At 72.8% G+C, this 24,107-nt stretch carries 21 protein-coding genes, 1 tRNA gene and 1 pseudogene; 7 read left to right on the plus strand and 16 right to left on the minus strand.

What is annotated here, in order from left to right; all coding sequences use genetic code 11:
- Positions 1-78: 78 nt before the first annotated feature.
- The 6 genes and pseudogenes from ACZ5NJ_RS14665 (at position 79) to ACZ5NJ_RS14690 (ending at position 4,032) form a co-directional block, all read left to right on the plus strand.
- On the plus strand, positions 79-855 hold the full coding sequence (locus ACZ5NJ_RS14665) for a DUF881 domain-containing protein (protein ID WP_468765195.1): 777 nt from the start codon (positions 79-81) through the stop codon (positions 853-855).
- The gene (locus ACZ5NJ_RS14670; RefSeq protein WP_468765197.1) at positions 824-1,552 is read left to right on the plus strand and encodes a class E sortase; all 729 of its coding nucleotides are present in this window, start codon (positions 824-826) and stop codon (positions 1,550-1,552) included. The genes ACZ5NJ_RS14665 and ACZ5NJ_RS14670 overlap by 32 nt, the downstream gene beginning before the upstream one ends.
- Positions 1,553-1,643: 91 nt before the next feature.
- A complete protein-coding gene (locus ACZ5NJ_RS14675) occupies positions 1,644-1,820 on the plus strand; it encodes a hypothetical protein (RefSeq protein WP_468765199.1) in 177 nt (58 codons plus the stop codon).
- Positions 1,817-2,455: an aminodeoxychorismate/anthranilate synthase component II gene (locus ACZ5NJ_RS14680; RefSeq protein ID WP_468765200.1), complete on the plus strand. Its 639-nt coding sequence runs from the start codon at positions 1,817-1,819 to the stop codon at positions 2,453-2,455. Before ACZ5NJ_RS14675 ends, ACZ5NJ_RS14680 begins: the two co-directional genes overlap by 4 nt.
- 146 nt (positions 2,456-2,601) lie before the next feature.
- Positions 2,602-3,276 (plus strand): annotated as a pseudogene (locus tag ACZ5NJ_RS14685) (class E sortase); the annotation flags it as partial.
- Between the two features lie 75 nt (positions 3,277-3,351).
- On the plus strand, positions 3,352-4,032 hold the full coding sequence (locus ACZ5NJ_RS14690) for a class E sortase (RefSeq protein WP_468765257.1): 681 nt from the start codon (positions 3,352-3,354) through the stop codon (positions 4,030-4,032).
- Between the two features lie 71 nt (positions 4,033-4,103).
- Here the strand turns inward: ACZ5NJ_RS14690 and pknB are convergent, their stop codons facing one another.
- From pknB to ACZ5NJ_RS14720, 6 genes are all read right to left on the minus strand, one after another.
- Entirely contained in the window at positions 4,104-6,146 is a 2,043-nt protein-coding gene (gene pknB, locus ACZ5NJ_RS14695) for a Stk1 family PASTA domain-containing Ser/Thr kinase (RefSeq protein ID WP_468765201.1), read from the minus strand.
- A 156-nt stretch (positions 6,147-6,302) separates the two neighbouring features.
- Positions 6,303-7,766, minus strand: a complete 1,464-nt coding sequence (locus ACZ5NJ_RS14700; protein ID WP_468765202.1) for a peptidoglycan D,D-transpeptidase FtsI family protein — start codon at positions 7,764-7,766, stop codon at positions 6,303-6,305.
- On the minus strand, positions 7,763-9,187 hold the full coding sequence (locus ACZ5NJ_RS14705) for an FtsW/RodA/SpoVE family cell cycle protein (RefSeq protein WP_468765203.1): 1,425 nt from the start codon (positions 9,185-9,187) through the stop codon (positions 7,763-7,765). The genes ACZ5NJ_RS14700 and ACZ5NJ_RS14705 overlap by 4 nt, the downstream gene beginning before the upstream one ends.
- A gap of 31 nt (positions 9,188-9,218) precedes the next feature.
- Positions 9,219-10,679, minus strand: a complete 1,461-nt coding sequence (locus ACZ5NJ_RS14710) for a PP2C family protein-serine/threonine phosphatase (protein ID WP_468765205.1) — start codon at positions 10,677-10,679, stop codon at positions 9,219-9,221.
- 144 nt (positions 10,680-10,823) lie between these two features.
- Positions 10,824-11,327, minus strand: a complete 504-nt coding sequence (locus ACZ5NJ_RS14715; RefSeq protein ID WP_468765206.1) for an FHA domain-containing protein FhaB/FipA — start codon at positions 11,325-11,327, stop codon at positions 10,824-10,826.
- Between the two features lie 10 nt (positions 11,328-11,337).
- Positions 11,338-12,150 carry an FhaA domain-containing protein gene (locus ACZ5NJ_RS14720; protein WP_468765207.1) on the minus strand — a complete coding sequence of 271 codons (813 nt, stop codon included), beginning with the start codon at positions 12,148-12,150 and terminating at the stop codon, positions 11,338-11,340.
- Between the two features lie 291 nt (positions 12,151-12,441).
- On the opposite strand from ACZ5NJ_RS14720, the gene ACZ5NJ_RS14725 reads away from it, so the two are divergent.
- Positions 12,442-12,524: transfer RNA gene (locus ACZ5NJ_RS14725), tRNA-Leu, on the plus strand.
- Positions 12,525-12,578: 54 nt separating this feature from the next.
- On the opposite strand, the gene ACZ5NJ_RS14730 is transcribed toward ACZ5NJ_RS14725, so the two are convergent.
- The 10 genes from ACZ5NJ_RS14730 to ACZ5NJ_RS14775 form a co-directional block, all read right to left on the minus strand.
- Complete coding sequence (locus ACZ5NJ_RS14730) at positions 12,579-13,370, minus strand: ABC transporter permease (protein ID WP_468765208.1); 792 nt, start codon at positions 13,368-13,370, stop codon at positions 12,579-12,581.
- 26 nt (positions 13,371-13,396) lie between these two features.
- Positions 13,397-14,233, minus strand: a complete 837-nt coding sequence (locus tag ACZ5NJ_RS14735; RefSeq protein ID WP_468765209.1) for an ABC transporter permease — start codon at positions 14,231-14,233, stop codon at positions 13,397-13,399.
- Complete coding sequence (locus ACZ5NJ_RS14740; protein ID WP_468765210.1) at positions 14,230-15,321, minus strand: ABC transporter ATP-binding protein; 1,092 nt, start codon at positions 15,319-15,321, stop codon at positions 14,230-14,232. The genes ACZ5NJ_RS14735 and ACZ5NJ_RS14740 overlap by 4 nt, the downstream gene beginning before the upstream one ends.
- A 168-nt stretch (positions 15,322-15,489) precedes the next feature.
- Positions 15,490-16,485 carry a hypothetical protein gene (locus tag ACZ5NJ_RS14745; RefSeq protein ID WP_468765211.1) on the minus strand — a complete coding sequence of 332 codons (996 nt, stop codon included), beginning with the start codon at positions 16,483-16,485 and terminating at the stop codon, positions 15,490-15,492.
- A gap of 174 nt (positions 16,486-16,659) precedes the next feature.
- Positions 16,660-16,842: a hypothetical protein gene (locus tag ACZ5NJ_RS14750; RefSeq protein ID WP_468765212.1), complete on the minus strand. Its 183-nt coding sequence runs from the start codon at positions 16,840-16,842 to the stop codon at positions 16,660-16,662.
- Between the two features lie 120 nt (positions 16,843-16,962).
- Positions 16,963-17,547, minus strand: a complete 585-nt coding sequence (yczE, locus tag ACZ5NJ_RS14755; protein ID WP_468765258.1) for a membrane protein YczE — start codon at positions 17,545-17,547, stop codon at positions 16,963-16,965.
- 119 nt (positions 17,548-17,666) lie between these two features.
- The gene (locus tag ACZ5NJ_RS14760) at positions 17,667-18,836 is read right to left on the minus strand and encodes a M20/M25/M40 family metallo-hydrolase (protein WP_468765213.1); all 1,170 of its coding nucleotides are present in this window, start codon (positions 18,834-18,836) and stop codon (positions 17,667-17,669) included.
- Between the two features lie 192 nt (positions 18,837-19,028).
- Complete coding sequence (locus ACZ5NJ_RS14765; RefSeq protein WP_468765214.1) at positions 19,029-19,373, minus strand: hypothetical protein; 345 nt, start codon at positions 19,371-19,373, stop codon at positions 19,029-19,031.
- The gene (locus tag ACZ5NJ_RS14770; RefSeq protein WP_468765215.1) at positions 19,370-23,833 is read right to left on the minus strand and encodes an amino acid adenylation domain-containing protein; all 4,464 of its coding nucleotides are present in this window, start codon (positions 23,831-23,833) and stop codon (positions 19,370-19,372) included. The genes ACZ5NJ_RS14765 and ACZ5NJ_RS14770 overlap by 4 nt, the downstream gene beginning before the upstream one ends.
- Positions 23,830-24,048, minus strand: coding sequence for an MbtH family protein (locus ACZ5NJ_RS14775; RefSeq protein WP_468765216.1), 219 nt, complete (start codon positions 24,046-24,048; stop codon positions 23,830-23,832). The genes ACZ5NJ_RS14770 and ACZ5NJ_RS14775 overlap by 4 nt, the downstream gene beginning before the upstream one ends.
- Between the last annotated feature and the right edge of the window lie 59 nt (positions 24,049-24,107).

The following is a 24,107-nucleotide window of genomic DNA, read 5'->3' on the forward strand; positions in this document are numbered from 1 at the left end:
GTCGATGCGCTGGGGACCTTGCCTGCCCCGGGCGTCCGTTAGCGTAGTGGACCTGTGGCGTTGAAGGAGAAGGGTACGTTGACCAATTCCGACGACTCCTCCGCGGGTCCCCACCGCCGCCACCGTCCGGTGCGGCTGCTGACGGCCGCCGTGTTCGCCCTGGCGGGCCTCATCTTCGTCACCAGCTTCAACACGTCCAAGGGTACGAACATCCGCACGGACGCCTCCCTCCTCAAGCTCTCGGACCTGATCCACGAGCGCAGCGCCCACAACGCCGAACTGGAGAAGAGCGCCGCGGCCGTCCGCGCCCAGGTCGACGCCCTCGCGGACCGCGACAACGGCAGCACCAAGGCCGAGGACGCCAAGCTCGCCGCCCTGCGCAAGGCCTCCGGCACCGAGGAGCTGACCGGCAAGGGCCTCAGCGTCACCCTCAACGACGCCCCGCCGAACGCCACCGCCCGCGTCCCGGGCGTCCCCGAGCCGCAGCCCAACGACCTCGTGATCCACCAGCAGGACCTCCAGGCCGTGGTGAACGCGCTGTGGCTGGGCGGCGCCGAGGGCATCGAGGTCATGGGCCAGCGGCTGATCGCCACCAGCGCCGTGCGCTGCGTCGGCAACACCCTGATCCTCCAGGGCCGGGTCTACTCGCCCCCGTACAAGGTGTCGGCGGTCGGCGACCCCGGCGCCCTGCGCAAGGCCCTGAACAACTCCCCCGCCATCCAGAACTACCAGCTGTACGTCAACGCGTACGGGCTCGGCTGGAAGGTCGAGGAGGACAAGAGGCTGACACTTCCCGGCTACTCCGGCACAGTGGACCTCCACTATGCGAAGCCGCTGGAGTCCGCCTCGCCCTGACGCCCTGCCGCGCCTGCTGGTACGGACGTTCAGCGAGCTGTGCCTGACGGCCGGGACGCTGATCGTGCTGTTCGTCGCGTACGTCCTGCTGTGGACCGGGGTCCGGGCCGACCGGGCCATGGACGGGGAACGGGCCCGGCTGCGCGACCGCTGGGCCGCGGCGGCCCCCGCCCCCGCGCCCCCCTCCTCCCCGGCCTCCCCGGACCCCTCGGCGGCTCCCGTCCCGCAGCCCCGCCCCGCCGGCCGGGCCTTCGCCGAGATGTCCGTCCCCCGCTTCGGCGCGGACTGGAGCAAGCCCGTCCTGGAGGGCACGGACACCGCCCTGCTCAAGAAGGGCCTCGGCCACTACGCCGGCACCGCCGGCCCCGGAGGGGAGGGCAACTTCGCCGTCGCGGGCCACCGGCGCACCTACGGAGACCCCTTCAAGGACCTCGACGAGCTGCGCCCCGGCGACACCGTGATCGTCCGCGACGCCGCGAACCGCTACACCTACACCGTCCGCGCCGCGCCGCTGCGCGTCCTGCCCACCGAGACCGGTGTGGTCGACCCCGTCCCGCGCCGCTCCCCCTTCGCCGGCCCCGGCAGGTACCTCACCCTCACCACCTGCGACCCCGAGTGGGGCCACAGCCACCGCCTGGTCGTCTGGGGGGAACTCACCGACACCCGGCCCGCCGATGCCGGGGGATTGCCCGGGTGACCCCCGTCGTGGGGGCCCCGGCCCGTAGTCTGGTGCGGTACCGCCCCCGCGGTGCGTGAGTGAATCGTGGACGACGAAGGAAACAGACGGAATGTACGGCTGGATCTGGCGGCATCTGCCGGGCAACGCGTGGATGCGGGCGCTGATCTGTCTCGTACTCGTCCTCGCGGTGGTGTTCGTGCTGTTCCAGTACGTCTTCCCGTGGGCCGAGCCGCTCCTTCCCTTCAACGATGTGACGGTGGACGAGGGATCGGGAGCCACTCCGTGAGCGCGCGCATTCTGGTTGTCGACAACTACGACAGCTTTGTCTTCAATCTGGTCCAGTACCTCTACCAGCTCGGCGCCGAATGCGAGGTGCTGCGCAACGACCAGGTCGAGCTCGCCCACGCCCAGGACGGTTTCGACGGCGTCCTCCTCTCCCCCGGCCCGGGCACGCCCGAGGAGGCCGGCGTCTGCGTCGACATGGTCCGGCACTGCGCCGAGACCGGCGTCCCGGTCTTCGGCGTCTGCCTCGGCATGCAGTCCATGGCCGTCGCCTACGGGGGCGTCGTGGACCGGGCCCCCGAGCTGCTGCACGGCAAGACCTCGCCCGTCGTCCACGAGGGGCTCGGCGTCTTCGCCGGACTGCCCTCGCCGTTCACGGCGACCCGCTACCACTCCCTGGCGGCCGAGCCGCAGACCCTGCCCGACGTGCTGGAGGTCACCGCCCGCACCGAGGACGGGATCATCATGGGGCTGCGGCACCGGGAGCACGACGTGGAGGGCGTCCAGTTCCATCCCGAGTCGGTGCTCACCGAGTGGGGCCACCGGATGCTCGCCAACTGGCTCGTGCGCTGCGGTGACGCCGGCGCCGTCGCCCGGTCGGAGGGCCTGGCCCCGGTGGTGGGCAAGGCCGTCGCGTGACGACGGTCGCGCCGTCCGCGCCCAATGAGGGCCGGGCCGCGCGGCGCAGGGCAGCGCAGGAGGCCGCGAAGCGCTCGCACGCGCGGACCCGCGGACGGGGCGGGCGGGGCCGCAGGCGCGCCCGCCCGCGCTCCGGGGGGCCCGTGGTGGTGCTCAGCCGGGCCGTCGGCGAGCTCTTCATCACCGTGGGCGTGGTGATGCTGCTGTTCGTCGCCTACCAGCTCTGGTACACGAACCTGCTGGCGGAGCGGGCGGCCAGCGGGGCGGCCGGCACGCTCCGCCAGACCTGGGAGCACCCCCCGGCGGCCGCCGCGCCGCCCGTGGCCGCCTTCGAGCCGGGGCAGGGGTTCGCCATCCTCCACATCCCGAAGCTGGATCTGAAGGTGCCCGTGGCCGAGGGCGTCAGCAAGCCGAAGGTCCTCGACAAGGGGATGGTCGGCCACTACTCCGAGGGCGCCCTGAAGACGGCGATGCCGGCCGACAAGGAGGGCAACTTCGCCGTCGCCGGCCACCGCAACACCCACGGCGAACCGTTCCGGTACATCAACCAGCTGGCGCCGGGCGACCCGATCGTCGTCGAGACGCGGGACGCGTACTACACGTACAGGATGACCTCGATCCTGCCACAGACCTCACCGGCGAACGTGTCCGTGATCAAGCCGGTGCCGGAGGGTTCCGGATTCACCGGACCCGGCCGGTACATCACGCTGACGACCTGCACCCCGGAGTTCACGAGCACCTACCGGATGATCGTATGGGGCAGGATGGTCGACGAACGCCCGCGCAGCCAGGGTGCTCCGCCCGCGCTGAACAGCCGCTGAACAGCCTGTAAGGACGAATCCGCAGTGTCTCGTGCCCGCCGCCGCTCCGCACCGCCGCCCGCCGACCGCAGCGTGATGGCCGGGGCACTGAGCCTGCTCGGAGAGCTCCTGATCACGGTGGGGCTGATCCTCGGCCTGTTCGTGGCGTACTCGCTGTGGTGGACCAACGTCCTCGCCGACCGGCAGGCGTCGTCCCGGGGCGACCAGGTCCGCCGGCAGTGGCAGCAGACCCCCGCGGCCGGGGGCGGGACCGGGCAGCCGGGGGCCCTCGACACCCAGGACGGGATCGGGTTCCTGCACGTGCCGTCGATGGACAACGGCGAGGTCCTGGTCAAGCCCGGCACCTCCCCGGACGTCCTCAACGACGGGGTGGCCGGCTACTACACGGACCCGGTGAAGTCGGCCCTGCCCTGGGACGACAAGGGCAACTTCACGCTGGCCGCGCACCGGGACGGGCACGGGGCGAAGTTCCACAACATCGACAAGGTGAGGAAGGGCGACGCCGTCGTCTTCGAGACCAAGGACACCTGGTACGTCTACAAGGTCTTCGCCGAGCTCGCCCAGACCTCGAAGTACAACACGGACGTGATCAACCCGGTCCCGAAGGAGTCGGGCAAGACCGCCCCGGGCCGGTACATCACGCTGACGACCTGCACCCCGGTCTACACCTCGAAGTACCGGTACATCGTCTGGGGCGAGCTGGTGCGCACCGAGAAGGTGGACGCGAAGCGCACCCCGCCGGCCGAGCTGCGCTAGTTTCACGTGAAACGGGCCCGGCCCCCCGATCGGGGGGCCGGGCCCGTTTCACACGCGGTGGTTCCGGTCGCCTAGCGGCGGCCGCCGGCCAGGCCGCCGAAGAAGCCTCCGCCGCCCTGCTGGCCCCCGTCCTGGGGCTGGCTCGGGTTCGCCATGGTGCGGACGTTGACGACCGTGCCGGCCGGCGCCGGGGTCCCGGCGGGCGGGTCGGAGCTCACCACGATGGCGTTGTCGTCGGTCGGGCCGCCCAGGACCGCCCCGAAGTTCAGGTTGGCCTGCTTGAGGGCGCTCTTGGCCTGGGCCACCGTCTGCCCCGTCAGCACCGGCACGGCGGCCGGCTGCGCGTTGCCCTTGGCGATGCTGACGTTGACCGTGGTGTCCTTGGGGAGCTGCTGGCCGGGCTCGTACTGCTGCGCCACGATCGTCTTCGGCGCGGCTCCGGGCTGGTCGACCTCGGTGGTGCTGCCCAGCTTGAGCTTGGCGTCCTGGAGGGCCTTGACCGCCTGCTCCTTGGTCATTCCGCCGAGGTTCGGGACGATGCCCTTCGCGACCTCCTTGGCGACGGTGAGCGTGATCACCGAACCCTGCTCGGCCTGGGTACCGGCCTTGGGGTTCTGGTCGGTCACCGTGCCGGGATTGGCGCCGTCGGACTCGACGAGCTTCTTCTCGACCTGGAACTTGTTCTTCTTCAGCAGGGCCTCGGCGTCCTCGAACTTCAGCCGCGCGACGTCGGGGACCGCCGACTTGGGCGCTCCCGCGGACACCTTGACCTTGACCGTCGAGCCCTTGTCGACCTTGGTGTCGGCCGCCGGGTCCTGGGAGCAGACGTTGCCCTTGGGCTGGTCCGCGCAGGGCTCCTCGGCCTCCTTCACCACGGTCAGGCCCATGTTCTTGCCGCTGCTCTGTGCCGACTCGAAGGTCTGGCCGACGAGCTTGGGCACGGCGGGCCGGTTGTCCGCGGTGCTGGTGAGGGACTTGCCGATCAGGATCGCACCGACCAGGACGAGCACCGCGGCCACGACCAGCAGGATCGTCGAGGCCCGGCTCTTCTTCTGCGGGCGGCGGCCGTGACCCTGGTCGTAGCCGCCCTGGCCCTGGTCCTGGTACCCGTATCCGCCGTCGCCCCCGGGGGGCATCGGCGGCATCATCGAGGTCTGGTTCGCGTCCGGGGAGCGCAGCGCGGTGGTGGGCTGGTCGTAGCCCTGGTGCGCGTAGCCGCCCTGGTCGGGGTAGCCGTAGCCGGCGCCACCCATGGTGGCGGTCGCGGCGACGGGCTGGCCCTCCAGGCAGGCCTCGATGTCGGCCCGCATCTCGTCGGCGGACTGGTAGCGGTAGTCGGGGTCCTTGACCAGCGCCTTGAGGACGATGGCGTCCATCACGGGCGTGATCTCGGGGTCGAAGTTCGACGGCGGCTGCGGCTCTTCCCTTACGTGCTGGTAGGCGACCGCCACGGGGGAGTCGCCGACGAACGGGGGCCGCACGCACAGCAGCTCGTAGAGCAGGCAGCCCGCGGAGTACAGGTCGGAGCGCGCGTCGACCTGCTCGCCCTTGGCCTGCTCCGGGGAGAGGTACTGGGCGGTGCCGATCACGGCGGCCGTCTGCGTCATGGTCATGCCGGAGTCGCCCATGGCACGGGCGATGCCGAAGTCCATGACCTTGACCTGGCCGGTGCGGGTGAGCATGACGTTGGCGGGCTTGATGTCACGGTGCACGATGCCCGCGCGGTGCGAGTACTCCAGCGCCTGGAGGATGCCGATGCACATCTCCAGGGTCCGCTCGGGCAGCAGCTTGCGGCCGGAGTGCAGCAGCTCGCGCAGGGTGGAGCCGTCGACGTACTCCATCACGATGTACGGGATGGAGATGTTGTCGACGTAGTCCTCGCCGGTGTCGTAGACCGCGACGATGGCCGGGTGGTTGAGCGAGGCGGCCGACTGGGCCTCGCGGCGGAACCGGGCCTGGAAGGACGGGTCACGGGCGAGGTCGGCACGCAGGGTCTTGACGGCGACGGTACGGCCGAGCCGGGTGTCGTGCCCGAGGTACACCTCGGCCATGCCACCGCGGCCGAGCACGTGGCTCAGCTCGTACCGGCCGCCGAGGCGACGCGGCTCTTCCATAACGTTCCAGCCCTCTCCGTCAGTCCCGACCGCACCCGTGTGTGGTCCGGCGGTGTGCTGTTCGCGGCAAGGCTACCGGCCGATCGTCGGTGATCGGTTCGTGACCACAGGCTGATATCGGACCGGTACCGAGCGCTCGGATCCTGTCTTCGGGTCTCATCCCTTGTTCTTCAGGACGGCTTCCATGACGGCCTTCGCGACCGGCGCGGCCAGGCCGCCGCCGGTGATGTCCTCGCGGTCCTGGACGGCGCTGTCCTCGATGACCACGGCGACGGCGACGGGGGAGGTCCGGTCGGGCAGCTCCGCGTAGGAGATGAACCAGGCGTAGGGGCGCTTGGCGTTCTTCTCGCCGTGCTGGGCCGTACCGGTCTTGCCGCCGACCGTCACGCCGTTGATCTTGGCCGGGGTGCCGGTGCCGTGCTCGACGACGTTGACCATCATCTGCTGGACCTTCTGCGCGTTCGCCGCGCTGAGGGGCCGGCTCATCTCCTGCGGCTCGTGCTTCTCGATGGTGTCGAGGTTGGGCGCGGTGAGCTGCTCGACCATGTACGGCTTCATCAGCTTGCCGTCGTTGGCGATGGCGGCGGTGACCATGGCCATCTGGAGCGGGGTGGCCGCCGTGTTGAACTGGCCGATCGAGCTCAGCGCGTTGCCGTCCTTGCCCATCGTCTTGTCGTAGACGCTGGCGAAGGCGCGGACCGGGGTGTCGATCGTGCTGTTGAAGCCGAACTTCTGGGCGGTCTCGACCATGCCGTCGCGGCCGACCTTGTCACCGACGTTCGCGAAGACCGAGTTGCAGGAGACCTGGAGCGCGTAGTTCAGCGTCGCCTTCTCGCAGCCGGTGGCGTGGTTGACCATCGGGGTCTTCGTGCCGGGCAGGATGTACGGCTCGGGGGTGTCCGTCGGGGCGTTGATGTCGCTGATCACGCCGTGCTCCAGCGCGGCGGCCGTGGTGACCACCTTGAAGGTGGAGCCCGGCGGGTAGGTCTCGCGCAGGGCGCGGTTGACCAGGTTCTTGTCGGCGCTGTCGTTCAGCTCGCGCCAGGCCTTCTCGTCGTTCTTGGAGTTGCCCGCGAAGGTCGACGGGTCGTACGACGGGGTGCTGGCCAGGGCCAGGATGGCGCCGGTGCGCGGGTCGATCGCGGCGACCGCGCCCTTCTTGTTGCCGAGCTGCTGGAAGGCGGCCTTCTGGGCGGCGGCGTTCAGGGTGGTGATGACGTTGCCGCCCTGCTTCTTCTCACCGGTGAACATGCCGATCGTCCGGTCGAAGAACAGCCGGTCGTCGTTGCCGGTCAGGATGCCGTCGTCGATCTTCTCCAGCTGGGTGGAGCCGAAGGCCTGCGAGGCGTAGCCGGTGACCGGCGCCCACAGCGGGCCGTCGATGTAGGTCCGCTTGAACTTGAAGTCGCTGCCGTCGGTGACCGCGGACCCGGTGACCGGCTGGCCGCCGACGATGATGTTGCCGCGCTCGGTGGCGTACTGGGCGATCTGGACCCGGCGGTTCTCCTTGCGCGTGCTGAGGTCCTCGGCCTGCACGTACTGCAGCCAGTTGGTCCGGATCAGCAGGGCGAGGACGAGGAGCCCGCAGAACAGCGAGATGCGGCGCAGGGGCTTGTTCATGACGGGCGGACCACCTGGGTCATCTCGGAGTCGGGGGACGGGGCGGGGGCCGGGGCGGGGCGGCGTGCGGTGTCGCTGATCCGGATGAGGATGGCGATGAGCACCCAGTTCGCCAGGACGGAGGAGCCGCCGGAGGCGAGGAAGGGCATGGTCATGCCGGTGAGGGGGATGAGGCCCATGACCCCGCCGGCGACGACGAAGATCTGGAGGGCGAAGGCGCCGGAGAGCCCGATGGCGAAGAGCTTGCCGAAGGGGTCGCGGGCGGCGAGGGCGGTGCGCACGCCCCGCTCGATGATCAGGCCGTAGAGCAGGAGGAAGGCCATGACGCCGGTCAGGCCGAGCTCCTCGCCGACGGTGGAGAAGATGAAGTCGGAGTTGGCGGCGAAGCCGATCAGGTCCGAGTTGCCCTGGCCCCAGCCGGTGCCGAGGACGCCGCCCGAGCCGAAGCTCATGATCGACTGGCCGACCTGCTCGCAGGCGCCCGAGGTGGTGTAGCAGGCGAAGGGGTCGAGCCAGGCGTTGACGCGGACCTTGACGTGGCTGGCGGTCATGCCGACGACCGTGGCGCCGCCGACCGACATCAGCAGGCCGATGACGATCCAGCTGGTCCGCTCGGTGGCCACGTACAGCATGATCACGAACATGCCGAAGAAGAGCAGCGAGGTGCCGAGGTCGTTCTCGAAGACGAGGACGAGCAGGCTCATCGCCCAGATCATCAGGATCGGGCCGAGGTCGCGGCCGCGCGGCAGGTAGAGGCCCATGAAGCGGCGGCTGGCCAGGGCCAGGGCGTCGCGCTTCACCATCAGGTAGCCGGCGAAGAAGATCGCGATGACGATCTTGGCGAACTCACCGGGCTGGATGGAGAACCCGCCGACGCTGATCCAGATCTTCGCGCCGAAGACGTCCGCGCCCAGACCCGGGACGACGGGCAGGATCAGCAGGACGAGGGCGCCGGCCATCGAGATGTACGTGAACCGCTGGAGGACGCGGTGGTCCTTGAGGACCAGCAGGACGACGGCGAACAGGGCGATGGCGAGCCCCGTGTACATCATCTGCCGCGGCGCGGACTCCGAGAACCCGCCGAAGCTGCGCTTGGCCAGGTTCCGCAGCCGCTCCGACTGGTCGAGCCGCCAGATCAGGACGACGCCGAGCCCGTTGAGCAGGGTCGCGAGCGGCAGCAGCAGCGGGTCGGCGTACTTGGCGTAGCGGCGTACGACGAGGTGCGCGATGCCGGAGAGCACGGCGAAGCCGAGCCCGTAGACCAGCATGCCCGGGGGCAGCTCGCCGTGGATCGACAGGCCCACGTTGGCGTAGGCGAAGATCGGGATGACCACGGCGAAGGCGAGCAGCAGGAGCTCGGTGTTCCGCCGGCTCGGCGCCTCGATGGCGCCGATGGTGGTCGTGTTGGTGACAACGCTCATGGTGTGGCGGGCCCCCTGTGCCCGCGTATGTCTACTGCTTCTCGCACTGGCCGACGACAGCCTGCTCCGCGGGAGTCAGGGTGGGGCCGGGCGTCTGATTGCCCTGCGCTTCGGCGGCGCGGCGGGCCTCGTCCTGCTTGCAGGCGGAGACCTGGGTGCCGAGCTCGTCGATCTTCTTGCGCGCCCCGTCGAGGCTGTCTTCGCTGATGGTGGCCTCGACCTGCTTCCGCTTGAAGGACGGCAGGTACTTCAGTTCGATCTCGGGATGATCCGTCTCGACCTGTGAGAGGTGGATCCAGGCCAGGTTCTGGCTGATGCCGCGGTACAGCGCGACGTGGTCACCCTTGACGCCCACGTAGTACTGGGTCTGCGTCCAGCGGTGCGCGGCGTACAGGCCCCCGCCGACGACACCGGCGACGAGGAGCAGGATCAGGGTGCGGGTGGTCCACTTGCGCCCTTTGCCGCGCCGCCTGCGCGGGTGGTCGTACGAGTCGTCGTACTGGCCGTCCGCGTCGTACGCCTCGGGTTCGCCGAAGGTTCCGTACGGGGCGCCGCCCTGGCTCTGGTCGGGGTATCCGTAGCCGGCGGCGTCACCGCTGCCCGGAGGCCCGAAGGCGCCCGGGGGCGGCGGGGTCTGGCGGCCGAGGCCGGAGGCCCGGCCGGCCGGGGTCTGCATGGCGTTGCCGTCGAAGAGCTGGTGCGGGTTCTCGGCGACCGCGCCGACGACCACCGGGGTGTCGTTCGGCTGGGCGGCCATGGTGTCGCCGCTGTCGGTGTCGAGGACGTCCGCGACGATGCAGGTGATGTTGTCCGGTCCGCCGCCGCGCAGGGCGAGCTGGATCAGGGACTGCACCGTCTCGTGCGGGCCGTGGTAGTCGGCGAGGGTCTCCTCCAGGGTCTGGTGGGAGACCACGCCGGACAGGCCGTCGGAGCAGATCAGGTAGCGGTCGCCGGCCCGGACCTCGCGGATGGAGAGGTCGGGTTCCACGACGTCGCCGCTGCCGAGCGCCCGCATCAGGAGGGACCGCTGCGGGTGGGTGGTGGCCTCTTCCTCGGTGATCCGGCCCTCGTCGACGAGCCGCTGGACCCAGGTGTGGTCCTGGGTGATCTGGGTGAGGACACCGTCGCGCAGCAGGTAGGCGCGCGAGTCGCCGACGTGCACGAGGCCGAGCCGCTGGCCGGTCCACAGGAGGGCGGTGAGCGTGGTGCCCATGCCCTCCAGCTGGGCGTCCTCCTCGACCATCACGCGCAGCTGGTCGTTGGCCCGCTGCACGGCGATGCCGAGGGCGGTGAGGATGTCGGAGCCCGGGATGTCGTCGTCGAGCTGGACGAGCGAGGAGATGACCTCGGAGCTGGCGACCTCACCGGCGGCCTGGCCGCCCATGCCGTCGGCGACCGCGAGGAGCCGGGGACCGGCGTAGCCGGAGTCCTCGTTGCCCTCGCGGATCATCCCCTTGTGCGATCCGGCGGCGAAACGCAGGGTCAGACTCATGCGCACCTGCCCTGTCGACGCCTCGGGGTACAACCGGTCTCGACGAGCCACACTGCCCACCCTCCGGTCGGGAGCGCGCTCGGGCCCGTGTCCCCGGTGGGACGGGCCGCTGCGGCTCGCTCGCTCCGCTCGCTCATTCTCGTACTACTTCCGCAGCTCGATGACGGTCTTGCCGATGCGGATCGGGGCGCCCGGCGGAATGGGCGTCGGGGTGGTGAGACGGGTCCGGTCGAGATACGTGCCGTTGGTGGACCCGAGATCCTCGACGATCCACTGGCCGTCACGGTCGGGGTAGATCCTGGCATGGCGGCTGGAGGCGTAGTCGTCGTCCAGCACGATCGTGGAGTCGTGGGCGCGTCCCAGCGTGATCGTCTGGCCGGCGAGGGTCACGGTGGTGCCCGTGAGGGTCCCCTCGGAGACGACGAGCTTGGTCGGCGCGCCCCGGCGCTGGCGCTGCTGCGGAGGGGCGGACTGGCGCCCCGTCTGCTGCTGCGGTGCCGCGGCCGCGCCGCCGCCGCGGCGCGAGCCGCGCTGCGTGACGCGCGTACCGAACAGGTCGCTGCGGATGACCTGAACGGCCACGATGACGAACAGCCACAGAACGGCCAGGAAACCCAACCGCATGACCGTCAGGGTCAGCTCTGACATTGCCCCCGCTTCACCCTTCGGCTTGCCGGTAAATGATGGTGGTGCTGCCCACGACGATCCGCGAGCCGTCGCGGAGCGTAGCGCGGGTGGTGTGCTGCCCGTCCACCACGATGCCGTTGGTGGACCCGAGATCCTGGATCGTCGGGGGTGTTCCGGTCCGGATCTCACAGTGCCGGCGGGATACGCCGGGGTCGTCGATCCGCACATCGGCCTCGGTGCTGCGGCCGAGTACGAGCGTGGGGCGCGAGATCTGGTGGCGGGTGCCGTTGATCTCGATCCAGCGGCGCGTGGTGCCCGGGGCGCCGGAAGACGGGGGGCCGCCGCCGGGGCGGCCGCCGGGAGCGCCCGGGGGCGGACCCGCGGGCATGGGAGGGGCGGCGACCGGCGGGTAGCCGTAACCGCCACCGCCCTGCTGGCCCTGGGGGGCCTGCGCGGGGTCCTGGGAGGTGCTGGAGGCCAGGGTGCGGCTGCGGACCCGGTAGAGGCCCGTGTCCAGGTCCTCCGCCTTCTCCAGGTGGACCTTGATGGGGCCCATGAAGCTGTAGCGCTGCTGCTTGGCGTAGTCGCGGACGAGGCCCGCGAGCTCGTCGCCGAGCTGCCCGGAGTAGGGGCTCAGGCGCTCGTAGTCGCCCGCGCTCAGCTCCACGATGAAGTCGTTGGGGACGACGGTCCGCTCGCGGTTCCAGATGGTGGCGTTGTTGTCGCACTCCCGCTGGAGGGCGCCGGCGATCTCGACCGGCTGGACCTCGGACTTGAACACCTTGGCGAAGGTGCCGTTCACCAGACCTTCGAGACGCTGCTCGAACCGCTTCAGGACTCCCATCGGGCACCTCCTCCGTCGCTGTCGCCCTGTACTGCTTACTGATCGTATCCACGCGTGGCGGATTCGGGTGGTTCCCCTTCGCTCCTGCCCGCAGGAGTGTTGGTGCTCACAGGGGATCGTAGGGGTGCCCCAGGGACAGTGTCCCGCACCCGGAGGGGGCGGCGGGAGGGGCCGTCGGGAGGTCCGCCGGGGTGACGGGAAAGCGATTTCAATCCACCCCGTCTGACGTGCTACTGTTTCGACGTCGCCAGGGGAACGGGCCGAAAGGCAAGATCCACTGGGGAGCTGCTCGGGCGAGTGGCGGAACGGCAGACGCGCTGGCTTCAGGTGCCAGTGTCCTTCGGGACGTGGGGGTTCAAATCCCCCCTCGCCCACATCGGGGAAGCCCCGATCCGGACTCCGGATCGGGGCTTCTCGCATGTCCGGCCTCACATCGTGTCGAGGGTGGCGCGGCGGCGGCTGCTCCGCTCGAAGTGGTGCAGCAGGAAGACCGCGGCCAGCAGGTAGCAGAGGCCGATGCCCGCCTCTGCGGCGAGCGAGGGCAGGAGCTCCGTTCCGGCGCCGGTCAGGGCCGAGCGGGCGCCGGTGATGGCGTGGGTCAGGGGGAGGGCCTCGCCGGCCAGCCGCATCCACTCCGGCAGCACGGAGCGGTTCACGTTGGCGCCCGACAGGAGCAGCAGCAGCACGAAGACGACGTTCGCGATCAGGAACACGTCGCGCAGCCGCAGGCCGATCGCGCCGAGCAGCAGTCCGAAGCCGGAGCAGCTGACGGCGGCCGTGAGGATCAGCGGGGCGAGCGCGGCGTAGTCCCCCGCGGTGAGGCCGAGGCCCAGGAGCAGGTTGCCGGCGGCCAGGTTGACCACGGTGACCAGGATGCCGTTGGCGATGTACGGGAGGGCGCGGCCGGCCCACAGCAGGGTGCGGCTGCGGGGGCTGAGCAGGACCGCGCCCAGGGTTCCGTACCGTCGCTCGTTCGCGATGGCCATCGTTCCGCCGTAGACGCAGGCGACGCTGGCGGCGAGCAGGGCGTTGCCGATGACGTAGAAGCGGTCGTCCCCCAGCCGGAGCTGGCGGCCGAGGTAGACGAAGAACAGCATCTGGACGAGCGGGGCGCCGAAGAGGGTGCCGGCGAACATGGCGGGCGTCGCCCAGTTGAACAGGGCGCGGTAGGACATGATCCCGCCGAGGACCGTCAGGCGGAGTGCGGGTGGGGTGGTCACGGGGTGCTCCTGGATCGGGGGGCGGGTCAGGTGAGGGCGAGCGTGGCGGCCCGGCGGGCGCGGCGTTCGACCCAGGTCAGCGCGGCGACGGCGAACAGCAGGTAGCCCAGTCCGGTGCCGACGGCGAGCGCGAGGTGGCGCAGGACCTCGGAGGTGGGGTGCCCCGGCAGGGCGGCGGCCTGGACGGCGCGGGCGCCCCAGGTGGTGGGCAGCGCCCAGGAGAGCGGGTGCGTCCACAGGGGCAGGGCCGTGATCGGCACGAGCATGCCCGAGAGCATCCAGATCGGGTGGTCGAGGGTGTTGGCCAGGGCGTTGGCGTTGCGCATCAGCACGAAGGTGGCGGCCAGCAGCAGCCCCATCATGCCGAGGGCGAGGACGCAGACCGGCACGGCGACCAGGAACAGCGCGGGGTGCGCGAAGTCGAGGGGGGTGCCGAAGAGCAGGGCGCCCCAGAGCAGGGTCGCGCCCATCGCGTACGTGCCGACCACGGCGGTGGCGAGGGTGATGGGCAGCAGGGTGAGGGAGAGCGGGGTGGGCGCGGCGACGAGGGTCTCCAGCGTGCCCAGCCAGCGCTGGTTCTGGACGGCGCCGCCGGATCCGAACAGGACGGAGGCCCACATGCCCATCAGACCGGCCCCCACGGACGCCTGGAGCATCCGCTCCGGGTCGCCGCCGGCGCGGAAGAGGTAGACGGCGAGGGTGGCGTAGACGAGCGGCACCAGGACGGCGAACGTGATCTCCAGCGGGGAGCGGGACATGTAGCCGACGTGGGTGCGGACGCCGACGCCGATGAGGCGCAGGACGCGGTGCGGGCCCAGGGGGTAGGCGGGGGCGCGGCCGGTGGCCGCCTGGGCGGCGCTCACGCGGCCACCGCCGCGCGGGTCCCGGCGCTCTCGCCGGCGGCGGGGCCGTCGCCGGCGGTGGGCTCCCCGGTGTCGTCGGCGGGCCGGTCGCCGGCCTCCTCGACGATGGCGACGTACGCGTCCTCCAGGGAGGGCTCGCGGCTGACGACGCGTCCCACGCGCACGCCCGACAGCGCGTTCAGCACCCGCTGGTGCAGGTCGGTGCCGCGGGCGGACTGGACGGTGAGGGTCTGTCGGCCGGCGCCCTCCTCCAGGGTGGCGCTGAGTACGCCGGGCAGGGCGCGCAGGGGGGCGAGGCGGGCCTCGTCGAGCCCGAACACCTCGATGTCGAGGACGTCGCGGGTGCGCACCCGGGACTTGAGCTCCTCGGGGGTGCCGACGGCCTGGAGGGTGCCCTGGGCGATGACCGCGATGCGGTCGCACAGTTCGTCGGCCTCGGCCATGTAGTGCGTGGTGAGCAGCACGGTGGTGCCGGTGGCCCGCAGGTCGGCGACGGTCTCGCGCAGGTCGCGGGCGGCGACGGGGTCGACGCCGATGGACGGTTCGTCGAGGAAGAGGACGTCGGGGTCGTGGAGCAGGCCGCGGGCGATGTGCAGGCGCTGGCGCATGCCGCGCGAGTAGCCCTCGACGCGCTCGTTCTCCCGGCCGTTCAGGCTGACCCGCTCCAGGAGTTCGGCGATGCGGGCGCGCTGGACGCGCGGCTCCACCCCGTACAGCTCGGCGAAGTAGCGGAGGTTGTCGAGGGCGGAGAGGCGCTCGTACAGGCCGCGGTCGCCGCCGAAGACGTAGCCGATGCGCCGGCGCACCTCGCTCGTGTCGCGGGCGACGTCGTGGCCGTGGATGCGGGCGGTGCCGGAGGTGGGCAGCAGCAGGGTGTTGAGCATCTTGATGGTGGTGCTCTTGCCCGCGCCGTTGGGGCCGAGGAGGCCGAACAGCTCGCCGGGGCGGACCTGGAAGCTGATGCCGCGGACGGCGGTGACCTCGGTCCGGCGGGGGCGCAGCCAGCCGGTGCGCAGGGAGTACGTGCGGTGCAGGTCCTCGGCTTCGATGGCGTACTCGGCGCCGGACGGACGCGGTTGTGCGGGCATGGCAGACCTCGCGCGGGAAGGGGGCGGGATGGCGGGCGGCCGCCGGTGGGGCCGCTCCTGTCCGTCCATCCTGTCCGCCCGCGCGGGCCGCCGACAGCGTCCGGGCATGGCACAAAGCGCGCTGACACATTGCTGTCAGCACGGGCCCGGGAGAGCGGGGGAGAGGGGTCAGCGCGGGGGTGAGAGCAGGCCGTGCTTGGCGGCCTGCTGGCCCAGCTGGAAGCGGCTGGTGGCGTCGAGGCGCTTCATCAGATCGGTGATCATGCGGCGCTCGGTGCGCAGGGAGACGCCCAGCTTGCGGGCGGCCGCCTCGTCGGTGAGCCCGTCGGAGAGCAGGCCGAGCAGGGCCCGTTCCTGCGGGGTGGCGTCCAGCGGGGCGGGGGCGGCGGGGGTGTCGCCGAGGGGGGCCGCCTGCTCCCAGATCCGTTCGAACAGCTCAAGGAGCCCGGTGACGGCACCGGGCTCCTTGAGGAGGACGGCCCCTTTCGGGGAGTCCTCCGGGTCGATGGGGACCAGGGCGAAGCGCCGGTCCAGGATCTGCATGCGCATCGGGAGGGCGGGCACCGTGCGCACCTGGCCGCCGAGGGCGACCAGCCGTTCGGCGTGGGCCCGGCTCTCGACGTCGTTGCGGACGCTGTCCAGGTAGACGGTGCGGACGCTCACGCCGCGTTCCAGGGCGGCCTCCACCAGGGGCCGGCTGGCGTTGCGGTTGTCCGGGGGCTGCGGTCCGCCGGGGGCGAAGGCCAGCGCCTCGGTGGTGATCTCGCCGGCCAGTTGTTCCAGGCGCAGCCGGGTCGCCTCCAGGCCCAGGAGGCGTTCGGGGGCCAGCGGGTCCGCCTCCTCGGGCGCGCGGTAGCTGCTGAGGAGGTCGTCGATGGCGGACTTGGCGCCCTCGATGTCGCGCTGGGCCCGCAGGACTTCGGCGTTGCGCCGGGCGAGCAGGGCGTTGAGGGCGACTTCGGGGCTGACGGGGCGGATGCCTTCGGCGGCGTTCCAGGAGGGTGTGAGGAGCGCCAGGTCGGCGAGGCGGTCGAGGATCTCACGGATCCGCCGCGGGGGGAGGCCGAGCGCGTCGGCGACCCCTTCGACCCCCAGCTCGGGCTTGCCGAGCAGCAGTCGGTAGACGTCCTCGGCCTCCGTGTCCAGGCCCAGTACGTGCAGCATGTCGATCCCCCCTGCGACGGTGCGGTACGGGGGCGGACGGGCCCTGGGCCCCATCCTAGGCGGGGGTGCGGAGGCCGGTCAGTTGGCGAATGGCATCGACTGCCGGGGGATTTGCGTGGTGTGGTCCGTAGGTTCGTCCGACCCGTCGGGGCGGTGCGGCGGCCCCGTCCGGGGTCAGCTCCAGCCGAGGTCGACCAGGGTCGTGACGGGGGTGTCCGAGGTGCTCCGGCCGCTCGCGGTGACCGTGTCGGCGCTCTGTCCCCCGGCGACGGACTCGGTGCCGGTGAGGGCGGTGACGGCGAGGGCGAGGCCGAGCAGGGCGGTGGTCAACACGGACGTGACGGTCTTGGCGGACACGGTGGTTCTCCTCGGTCGGTGCTGGGTTCAGGCCGTTTCCGGCGTTGATCCCATCGTGCCGCCGGCCGGACCGCCGGGCCAGGGAACCGGGCTGGCACAAACTGACCAGGCCTATCTGTGTCAGCCGGTGTCCCGCTCGACTTCCGCCGGACTCAGTTCCAGCCGGGGGATGAACAGCTGGGCCAGCGGCCCGATGGCCAGGGCGTAGACCACCGTGCCGATGCCGACCGGCCCGCCGAGCAGCCACCCCGAGCCCAGGGCGGTGAGCTCGATGAGCGTCCGCATGACGCGCAGGGAGCGGCCGCGGGCGGCGAGGCCGGTCATCAGCCCGTCCCGGGGGCCGGGCCCCAGCCCGGCACCGAGGTAGCAGGCGGTGGCGGCGGCGTTGAGGACCACGGCCCCCGCCAGCAGGGTCACCTGCGCCCCCAGGGTGCCCGGCCGCGGGCAGACGGCGAGGGTGGCGTCGGTGACCAGGCCGACCACGACGGCGTCGAGGACGGTGCCGATGCCGGGGCGCTGGCGCAGCGGCCACCACAGGGCGAGGACGAGGAGGCCGGCCAGGATGGAGACGACGCCGACGGTCAGCCCGGTGACCTGGGCGAGGCCCTGGTGGAGCACGGTCCAGGGGTCGACGCCCAGGCCGGCCCGGAGCAGCAGCGCGGTGCTCACCCCGTACAGCACGAGCCCCGCGTTGAGCTGGACCATGCGCCGGCCGAACGGGGCCGGGCACAGGACCTGGCGCAGGGAGCGCCGGGGCGGGGGGTGCGGGGCGCGGCCGGGGGTGCCGCCGCTCCGGGGGGTCCGGGGAGGGCTCGGGGGAGCGCTCACGCGGAGGCTCCTTGCAGGGTGCGCCGGGTGAGGGGGGCGGTGACGGCGAGGACGCTGTCGAGCAGGGCCTGGGTGCCGAGGACGAGCAGGTGGTCCGGGGTGCTCTCGCGGTTGGAGTGGCTGAAGCCCCCGGTGCTCGGCACGAAGATCATCGCGGTGGGCACCCGGGTGGACAGGACGCTGGCGTCGTGGCCCGCGTAGCTGACGAGGCGCTCGGTGCGGTCGCTGAGGGTGTGGCAGACGCCGTCGACCGTGTCGACGAAGGCGGTGTCGAAGTGCGCGGCCGGCTTCGCGGAGGTCGCCGTGAAGGTGCCGGAGCAGCCCTCCTCGGCGGCGATCCGGTCCAGGACGAGCCGCAGTTGCTGTTCGACCAGGTCCAGGATGGCGTCGGAGGCGGCCCGGACCTCCACCTCGAGCCAGGCGGTGCCGGGGACCACGTTGGGCGTCCCGGGGCCGAAGCCGACCGCGCCGACGTTGCCGACGACGGAGCCGTTGACCTCCTGGCAGATGTCCTGCACGGCCGCCGCGGTACGGGTGACCACGCGCCCGGCGTCGGAGCGCGCGCTGAACGGGGTGGTGCCGGCGTGGTTCTCCACGCCCTGGACGGAGATCCGGTAGCGGCGTACGCCCACGATGCCGGTGACGGCGGCGAGTTCGAGGCCCTGGTCGTCCATCCGCGGACCCTGCTCGATGTGCAGTTCGAGGTACCCGGAGAGCTCTTCGGCGTGCGGGTGGCGGCACAGGGCGGAGGAGCCGACGAGCCCGCCCATGGAGCCGGCGCCCACACCCTCCTCGTCCCAGAAGGCGACGACCTCGATGTGGTCGGCAGCGGGGTGGCCGGCCTCGTGCAGGGTGCGGAGCACCTCGATGGCGGCGATCACACCGTAGGCGCCGTCGAGGTGGCCGCCGCCGGGGACGGTGTCGGAGTGGGATCCGATGAGCAGCCAGGGGCCGTTCCCCCGGTGGGTCCGGCCGAAGACGTTCCCGACCTGGTCCCGGTAGCTGTGCAGGCCCGCGCAGCGCAGCGTCTTGTCCAGCCAGTCGCGGGCCGCGAAGTCCGCGGCCGAGCCGGCGACGCGGTGGATCCCGCCGTCGCTGCCGGCGCCGATCTGGGCGAGGTGGGTGAGATCGGCGAGCAGGCGCTCCGCCCTGATGGTCGGTGACATGCGGCGTGTTCCCTTCGGTGGATGGGGGTGGCGGCCGCTGTTTCACGTGAAACAGCGCGGTGGGACGGGGGTGAGGGCCGCTGTTTCACGTGAAACGGCGCGGTGGTGTGGAGGTGGCGGCCGCTGTTTCACGTGAAACGGCGCGGTGGTGTGGAGGTGGGGCGGGGGGTGGAGTGGTGTGCGGGGGTCCGGTCAGGGCTGTGGAGGGGCCGGCGGGCCGGCCGCGCAGGGGTCCAGGGCCGGGCTGACCTCCCGGCACCAGTCGACGCTCCAGCCCCGCAGGGGCGGTGTGGAGTGACAGGCCCGTTCGCAGATCTCCCGGGCCTGGGCGAGCGCGGCGGGCGCGCCCCCCGGGATCCGGGAGGAGAGGAAGAGGACCCCCACCGCCCCGGCCCGGGAGGGCTGGAGACGGGCGTGCTCCAGCCCTCCGGCGGCCGCTCCCGAGCCCAGGAGGGCCTCGACGAGCCGGTCCGGCGCCTCGGCGGCGGTGCCGCCGGAGCCGGGCGGGCGGTTGAGGGCGACGGCGACGAGTCTCACCCGGCCGCGACCGCGGACGTGCCGGGAGCGGTGAGCGTGCGCAGTTCGCTCTCGAAGCGGGCGGTGAGCCGGTCCAGGGTGCCGGCGCTCCAGCGGGTGGCGTCGAGCCGCCAGAGGACCTCCAGGCGGTCGGCGCGCAGGCGCCGGGTGACGGTGACGGCGTGCCCGAGCGGGCGGCCCTCCGCGAGGGCGTCGGGCAGGTCGTACCGGATCACGCCGCCCGGCCCCGCCGGGGCCTGGGCCCGGACGTCGAGCGGGGCGGAGGCGTCGTACACGACGGCCGGCGCCGGTGTGGCGGCGAGCACCGCCGAGACCCGGTCGGTGCGCAGGTGGCGCAGCAGCCCGTGGCCGAGGCCGGCGTCGGGCACCGCGTCGAGGGCCGCCCGCACGGCTGCCGGGGTGGCCCCGGCGGCGTCCGCGGTGGGGAGGGTCAGCGGGAAGCGGGCGGTGAGGCAGCCGACCGTGCGGGCCGGGTCGAGCCCGTCGAGGACGGCCGCCCGGCCGGGCGTGGCCAGTTCGACCGTGAGGCCGGGGCCGGAGGCGGTGTCCCAGTCGGCGAGGGTGCGGGCCAGGGCGGTCAGCAGGACGGCATCGGCGTCACCGTCCTCGCCGGACAGCAGCTCCCTGGTGAGGGCGGGGTCGAGGGCCAGGGTCCGGGTGGCGACGGGGGCGAGTGGGTCGCCGCCGCGGGCGCCCACGGGGTCTCCGGTGCCGGGGTCGGCGGACACGGGTTCCTCCGGGAAGCGGGCCGTGGGGCCGGGGGTCAGCCAGGTGGCCAGCTGGGCGGTGATCTCCTCGCCGTTGGCCCGCCGGACCAGCAGGTCGGACCAGTCGGCGAAGCCGGCCCCGGCGGGCGCCGGCACTGCGGCGTCCGGGTGTCCCAGGGCGGCGGTGAGGTCGGATACGAGGACCGTCCAGGAGGCCGTGTCCACCACCTGGCGCGGGGCGCTCAGCAGCAGCCAGGAGGCCCGGCCGGGCTCGGTGGCCGGGCTGACGAGCACGGCCCGCAGCGCGGGGCCCTCCGCCGGGAGGGCGGTGTCGGCCTCGGCGGCCGCTGCCTTCCACAGGGAGTCGGGGTCCGCGGCGGGGGCGGTGATCTGGGCCAGGGACCAGCCCGATCCGGCCGGGCCGAGCACCTGCCGTTCGCCGTCCCGGCGCAGCCGCAGGGCCTCGTGGCGTCCGGTCAGCCCGCGCAGGGCCTCCCGTACGGCGTCGGTGTCGAGCGCGGCAGGGAACCGGAGTAGGACCGAGCTGTGGCCCGCGCCCTCGGGCAGGGCCAGGAGGTGCCGCTGGGCCGGGGTGAGGGGGACCTCGCGCGCCTCGTCCTCGGCGGCCTCGGCGGTGTGCGCCTCGTCCAGCGCGCGGGCGAGCGCGGCGACGCCGGGGTACCGGAACGCGGCCCCGCGGGGGACGTCGAGCCCCGCCGCGCGGGCCCGTTCGACCATGCGCAGGGTGCCGTCGAGGCCGGCCCGGGCGACCAGCGCGTCCCCGGTCCCCACGGTGTCCACCCCGAGGGCCTCCGCCCAGGCGGTGGCCAGCAGGTGCTCGGTGGGGGTGGCGGGTGCGTCCCGGCGTTCCTCGGCGGTGTCCCGGACGGGGTCGGGCAGCAGCCGGCGGTCGACCTTGCCCGCGGTGCTCAGCGGCAGGGCCGGGAGGTGGACGAACTCGGCGGGCACCATGTAGCCGGGCAGCGCCTCGGCGAGGAAGGACCGCAGCTCGGCCGCGTCGGGCGCGGGGCCCGCCACGCCGACGACGTAGGCGGCGAGGCACTTGTCGCCGTGGGCGTCGGTGCGCGCCGCGACCACGGCCTCACTGACCCCCGGGTGCAGCAGCAGCCGGGCCTCGATCTCACCGAGTTCGATGCGGTAGCCGCGGATCTTCACCTGGTGGTCGATGCGGCCCAGGAAGTCGATGTCGCCGTCGGGGCGGAAGCGGGCCAGGTCGCCGGTGCGGTACATGCGCGAGCCCGGGACCGGGTGGAAGGGGTCGGGCAGGAACTTCTCGGCGGTCAGTTCCGGACGGTGGAGGTAGCCGCGGGTGACGCCGTCGCCGCCCATGAACAGCTCCCCGACCGCGCCGATCGGCACCGGGTTCAGGAAGCGGTCCAGGACGTACATCTGCATGTTGGCGATCGGACGGCCGATGGGCACGGGCGCGGCCGGGTCGAAGCCGGGACCCGCCTCGTAGACCGAGCAGCCGACGACCGTCTCGGTCGGGCCGTACTCGTTGATGATCCGCGCGCCGGGCGCGATCCGCTGCCACGCGGCGACGGTCTCCGGCTTCACCTCGTCGGCGCCGACGACGAAGGTGTGGACGGAGGTCACCGATCCGGGCTCCGAGATCTGCGAGCGCAGCACGTCCAGGTGGGCGGGGGTGATCTTCAGGAGGCTGAAGTCGCCGGGGCGCACGAGGCGTTCGGCCAGTTCGTCCAGGGCGCGGTCGGTGGGCAGCAGGGTGACGTCCTTGCCGCCGATGAGGGGGAGGAAGAAGTTCGGGACCGACAGGTCGAAGGCGATCGAGCCGAGCATGGGGGCGCCGTGGCTGCCGACGGGCAGGCCGTAGCCCTCCACGGCCCAGTCCAGGTAGTTCACCACCCCGCGGTGGTGCACCAGGACGCCCTTGGGGCGGCCGGTGGAGCCGGACGTGAACATGGCGTAGATGAGGTTGTCGGGGTGGGCGAGCGGCTCCGGGTCCGTGACGGGCCGGCCGGCCAGCAGCCCGGCGTCGCGGTCGAGGAGGACGGTGACCGCCTCCGACGGCGGCAGGGCGCCGGTCAGGCCGGACACGGTGACCACCACGGGCGCGCCGGTGTCCTCGACGATGCAGGCGAGCCGGTCGGCGGGGTGCTCCGGGTCGAGGGGCACGTACGCGCCACCGGACTTCAGGATGCCGAGGAGTCCGACGAGCATCTCGACGGAGTGCTCGACGCAGATCCCGACGAAGGTGTCGGCCCCGACGCCGAGTTCGCGCAGGTGGTGGGCCAGCTGGTTGGCGCGGGCGTTGAGCTCGCCGTACGTGACGGTCGTGCCGTCGGCGGCGTTGACGGCGACGGCCTCCGGGTCGCGGCGCACCGCCCGCTCGAACAGCTCGTGTACGCACAGGTCGCGGCGGTACTCGGCGGCGGTGTCGTTCCACTTCCGCACGACCAGGTCGCGTTCGACGTCGGGCAGCAGGTCGGCGTCGGCGGCGCCGGCCGGGTCCGCGGCCATGGCCGCGGCCACGGCGAGGTAGAGGGCCGCGAGCTGGTCCAGGGCCGCGGGGGTGGCGGCGCGGGCGGCGCCGGTCAGGCGCAGGACGACGGAACCGGGCGCGCTGACCGCCCGGACGCCGAGGCCGAAGCCCTCGGGCGCCAGATCGAAGACGTCGTCCACGGCGTGCCGGGGCGCGGTCGCCCGGGTCTCGTGGCGGAAGGCGATCTCGACGGGGGTCCGGGAGGCGTCCCCGGCGGCCGGGGGGCGGGCCGGGACGGTGGCGGAGCGTTCGAGCCCGTCGACCGTACGGACCAGCGCGGTCCAGTCGGTGAGGGGCGCGTCCGCGTCGAAGGCGGCGGCGCGCACCGGGGCGTCCGGGCCGGAGGCCACACCGGTGGTGAAGGAGGACTCGTGGGTCAGCATCGTCATGACCCGCAGGTGGACGGCGTGCAGCACGCTGCCGAGGCCGGTCCCCGCCCGCTCGGCCAGGGCGCCGAGCCCGTCGGCGAGGTGGCCGAGGTCGAGTGCGGTGGTGTGCCAGTCGGTCGCGTCGGCGTCCCGGCGGCCCCAGGCGGCGGGCAGTGAGAGGGCGGGGGGCAGCGCCGTGGCCCGGGCGGGGCCGGCGGTGGCGTCGGCCCCGGCGGTGTCCGTCTCGGCGGTGTCGGCTTCGGTCTCGGCTCCGGCTCCGGCGGTGTCGGCTTCGGCCTCGGCTTCGGCGGGGGTGCCGGAGGCGGCCGGGAGCGGGTCGCCGGACGCGGCGGCGGTGCAGAGGGCGACCAGCTCGTCGGTGACGCGGCGGTGCTCGGCGCCGGTCAGGAGCACCCCGGACCAGGTGGTGGCCAGCCACCACGTGCCCGGCTCCGCCTGGTCGCGCAGGGCCGTGACCCGCAGCCAGGAGGGGGCGCTCCAGTCCAGCCCGCGCTCCCGCTCGGCGCGGGCGAAGGCGGCCAGGTCGGGGAAGTCGCCGCCGGCGCCGAGGGTGCGGACGGACACCTCGCCGGCCGCGCCCCGGGCGTGCGTGACCTCCCGCGTCCGGCCGCCCTCGGCGAACTCCACGTGCGTGCGCAACCGGGGCGTGCGGACGACGAGTTCGGTGACCGCGGGCTCCAGCAAGGGCCAGCCGAAGGTCTTCACGTCACGGACCCGCACGGCGGAGACGTTGACGTGCGGGCCGCCTTCGCCCGCGAGCGCCTCGAAGGCGGCCCGCGCGCGGGAGGCGGACAGCGGCCGGGAACCGGCGGCCGCCGACGGGTTCAGGGACGGGTTCACGGGCGGGTCCTCGGGATCTCGGTGGTGCGGCGCAGTTCCAGGGGGCGCATGTCCGTCCAGGTGCGGGAGATGAAGCCCAGGCAGGTCTCACGGCTCGCGGGCGGCCCGATCGTGCGCCATCCCACCGGGGGTCTGCGGCCGGCCGGCCAGATCGAATACTGCTCGGCACGGTTGACGACCACCGTGTGCGTCGAGACGGCACTCTGCTCGTGCATCTTCGTCCGTTCTTCCTCGCGTCCAAAAGATCCGGGAATTGCGCTCGCCGGATATCGGA

Source organism: Streptomyces sp. NPDC032091 (genome assembly GCF_055580265.1).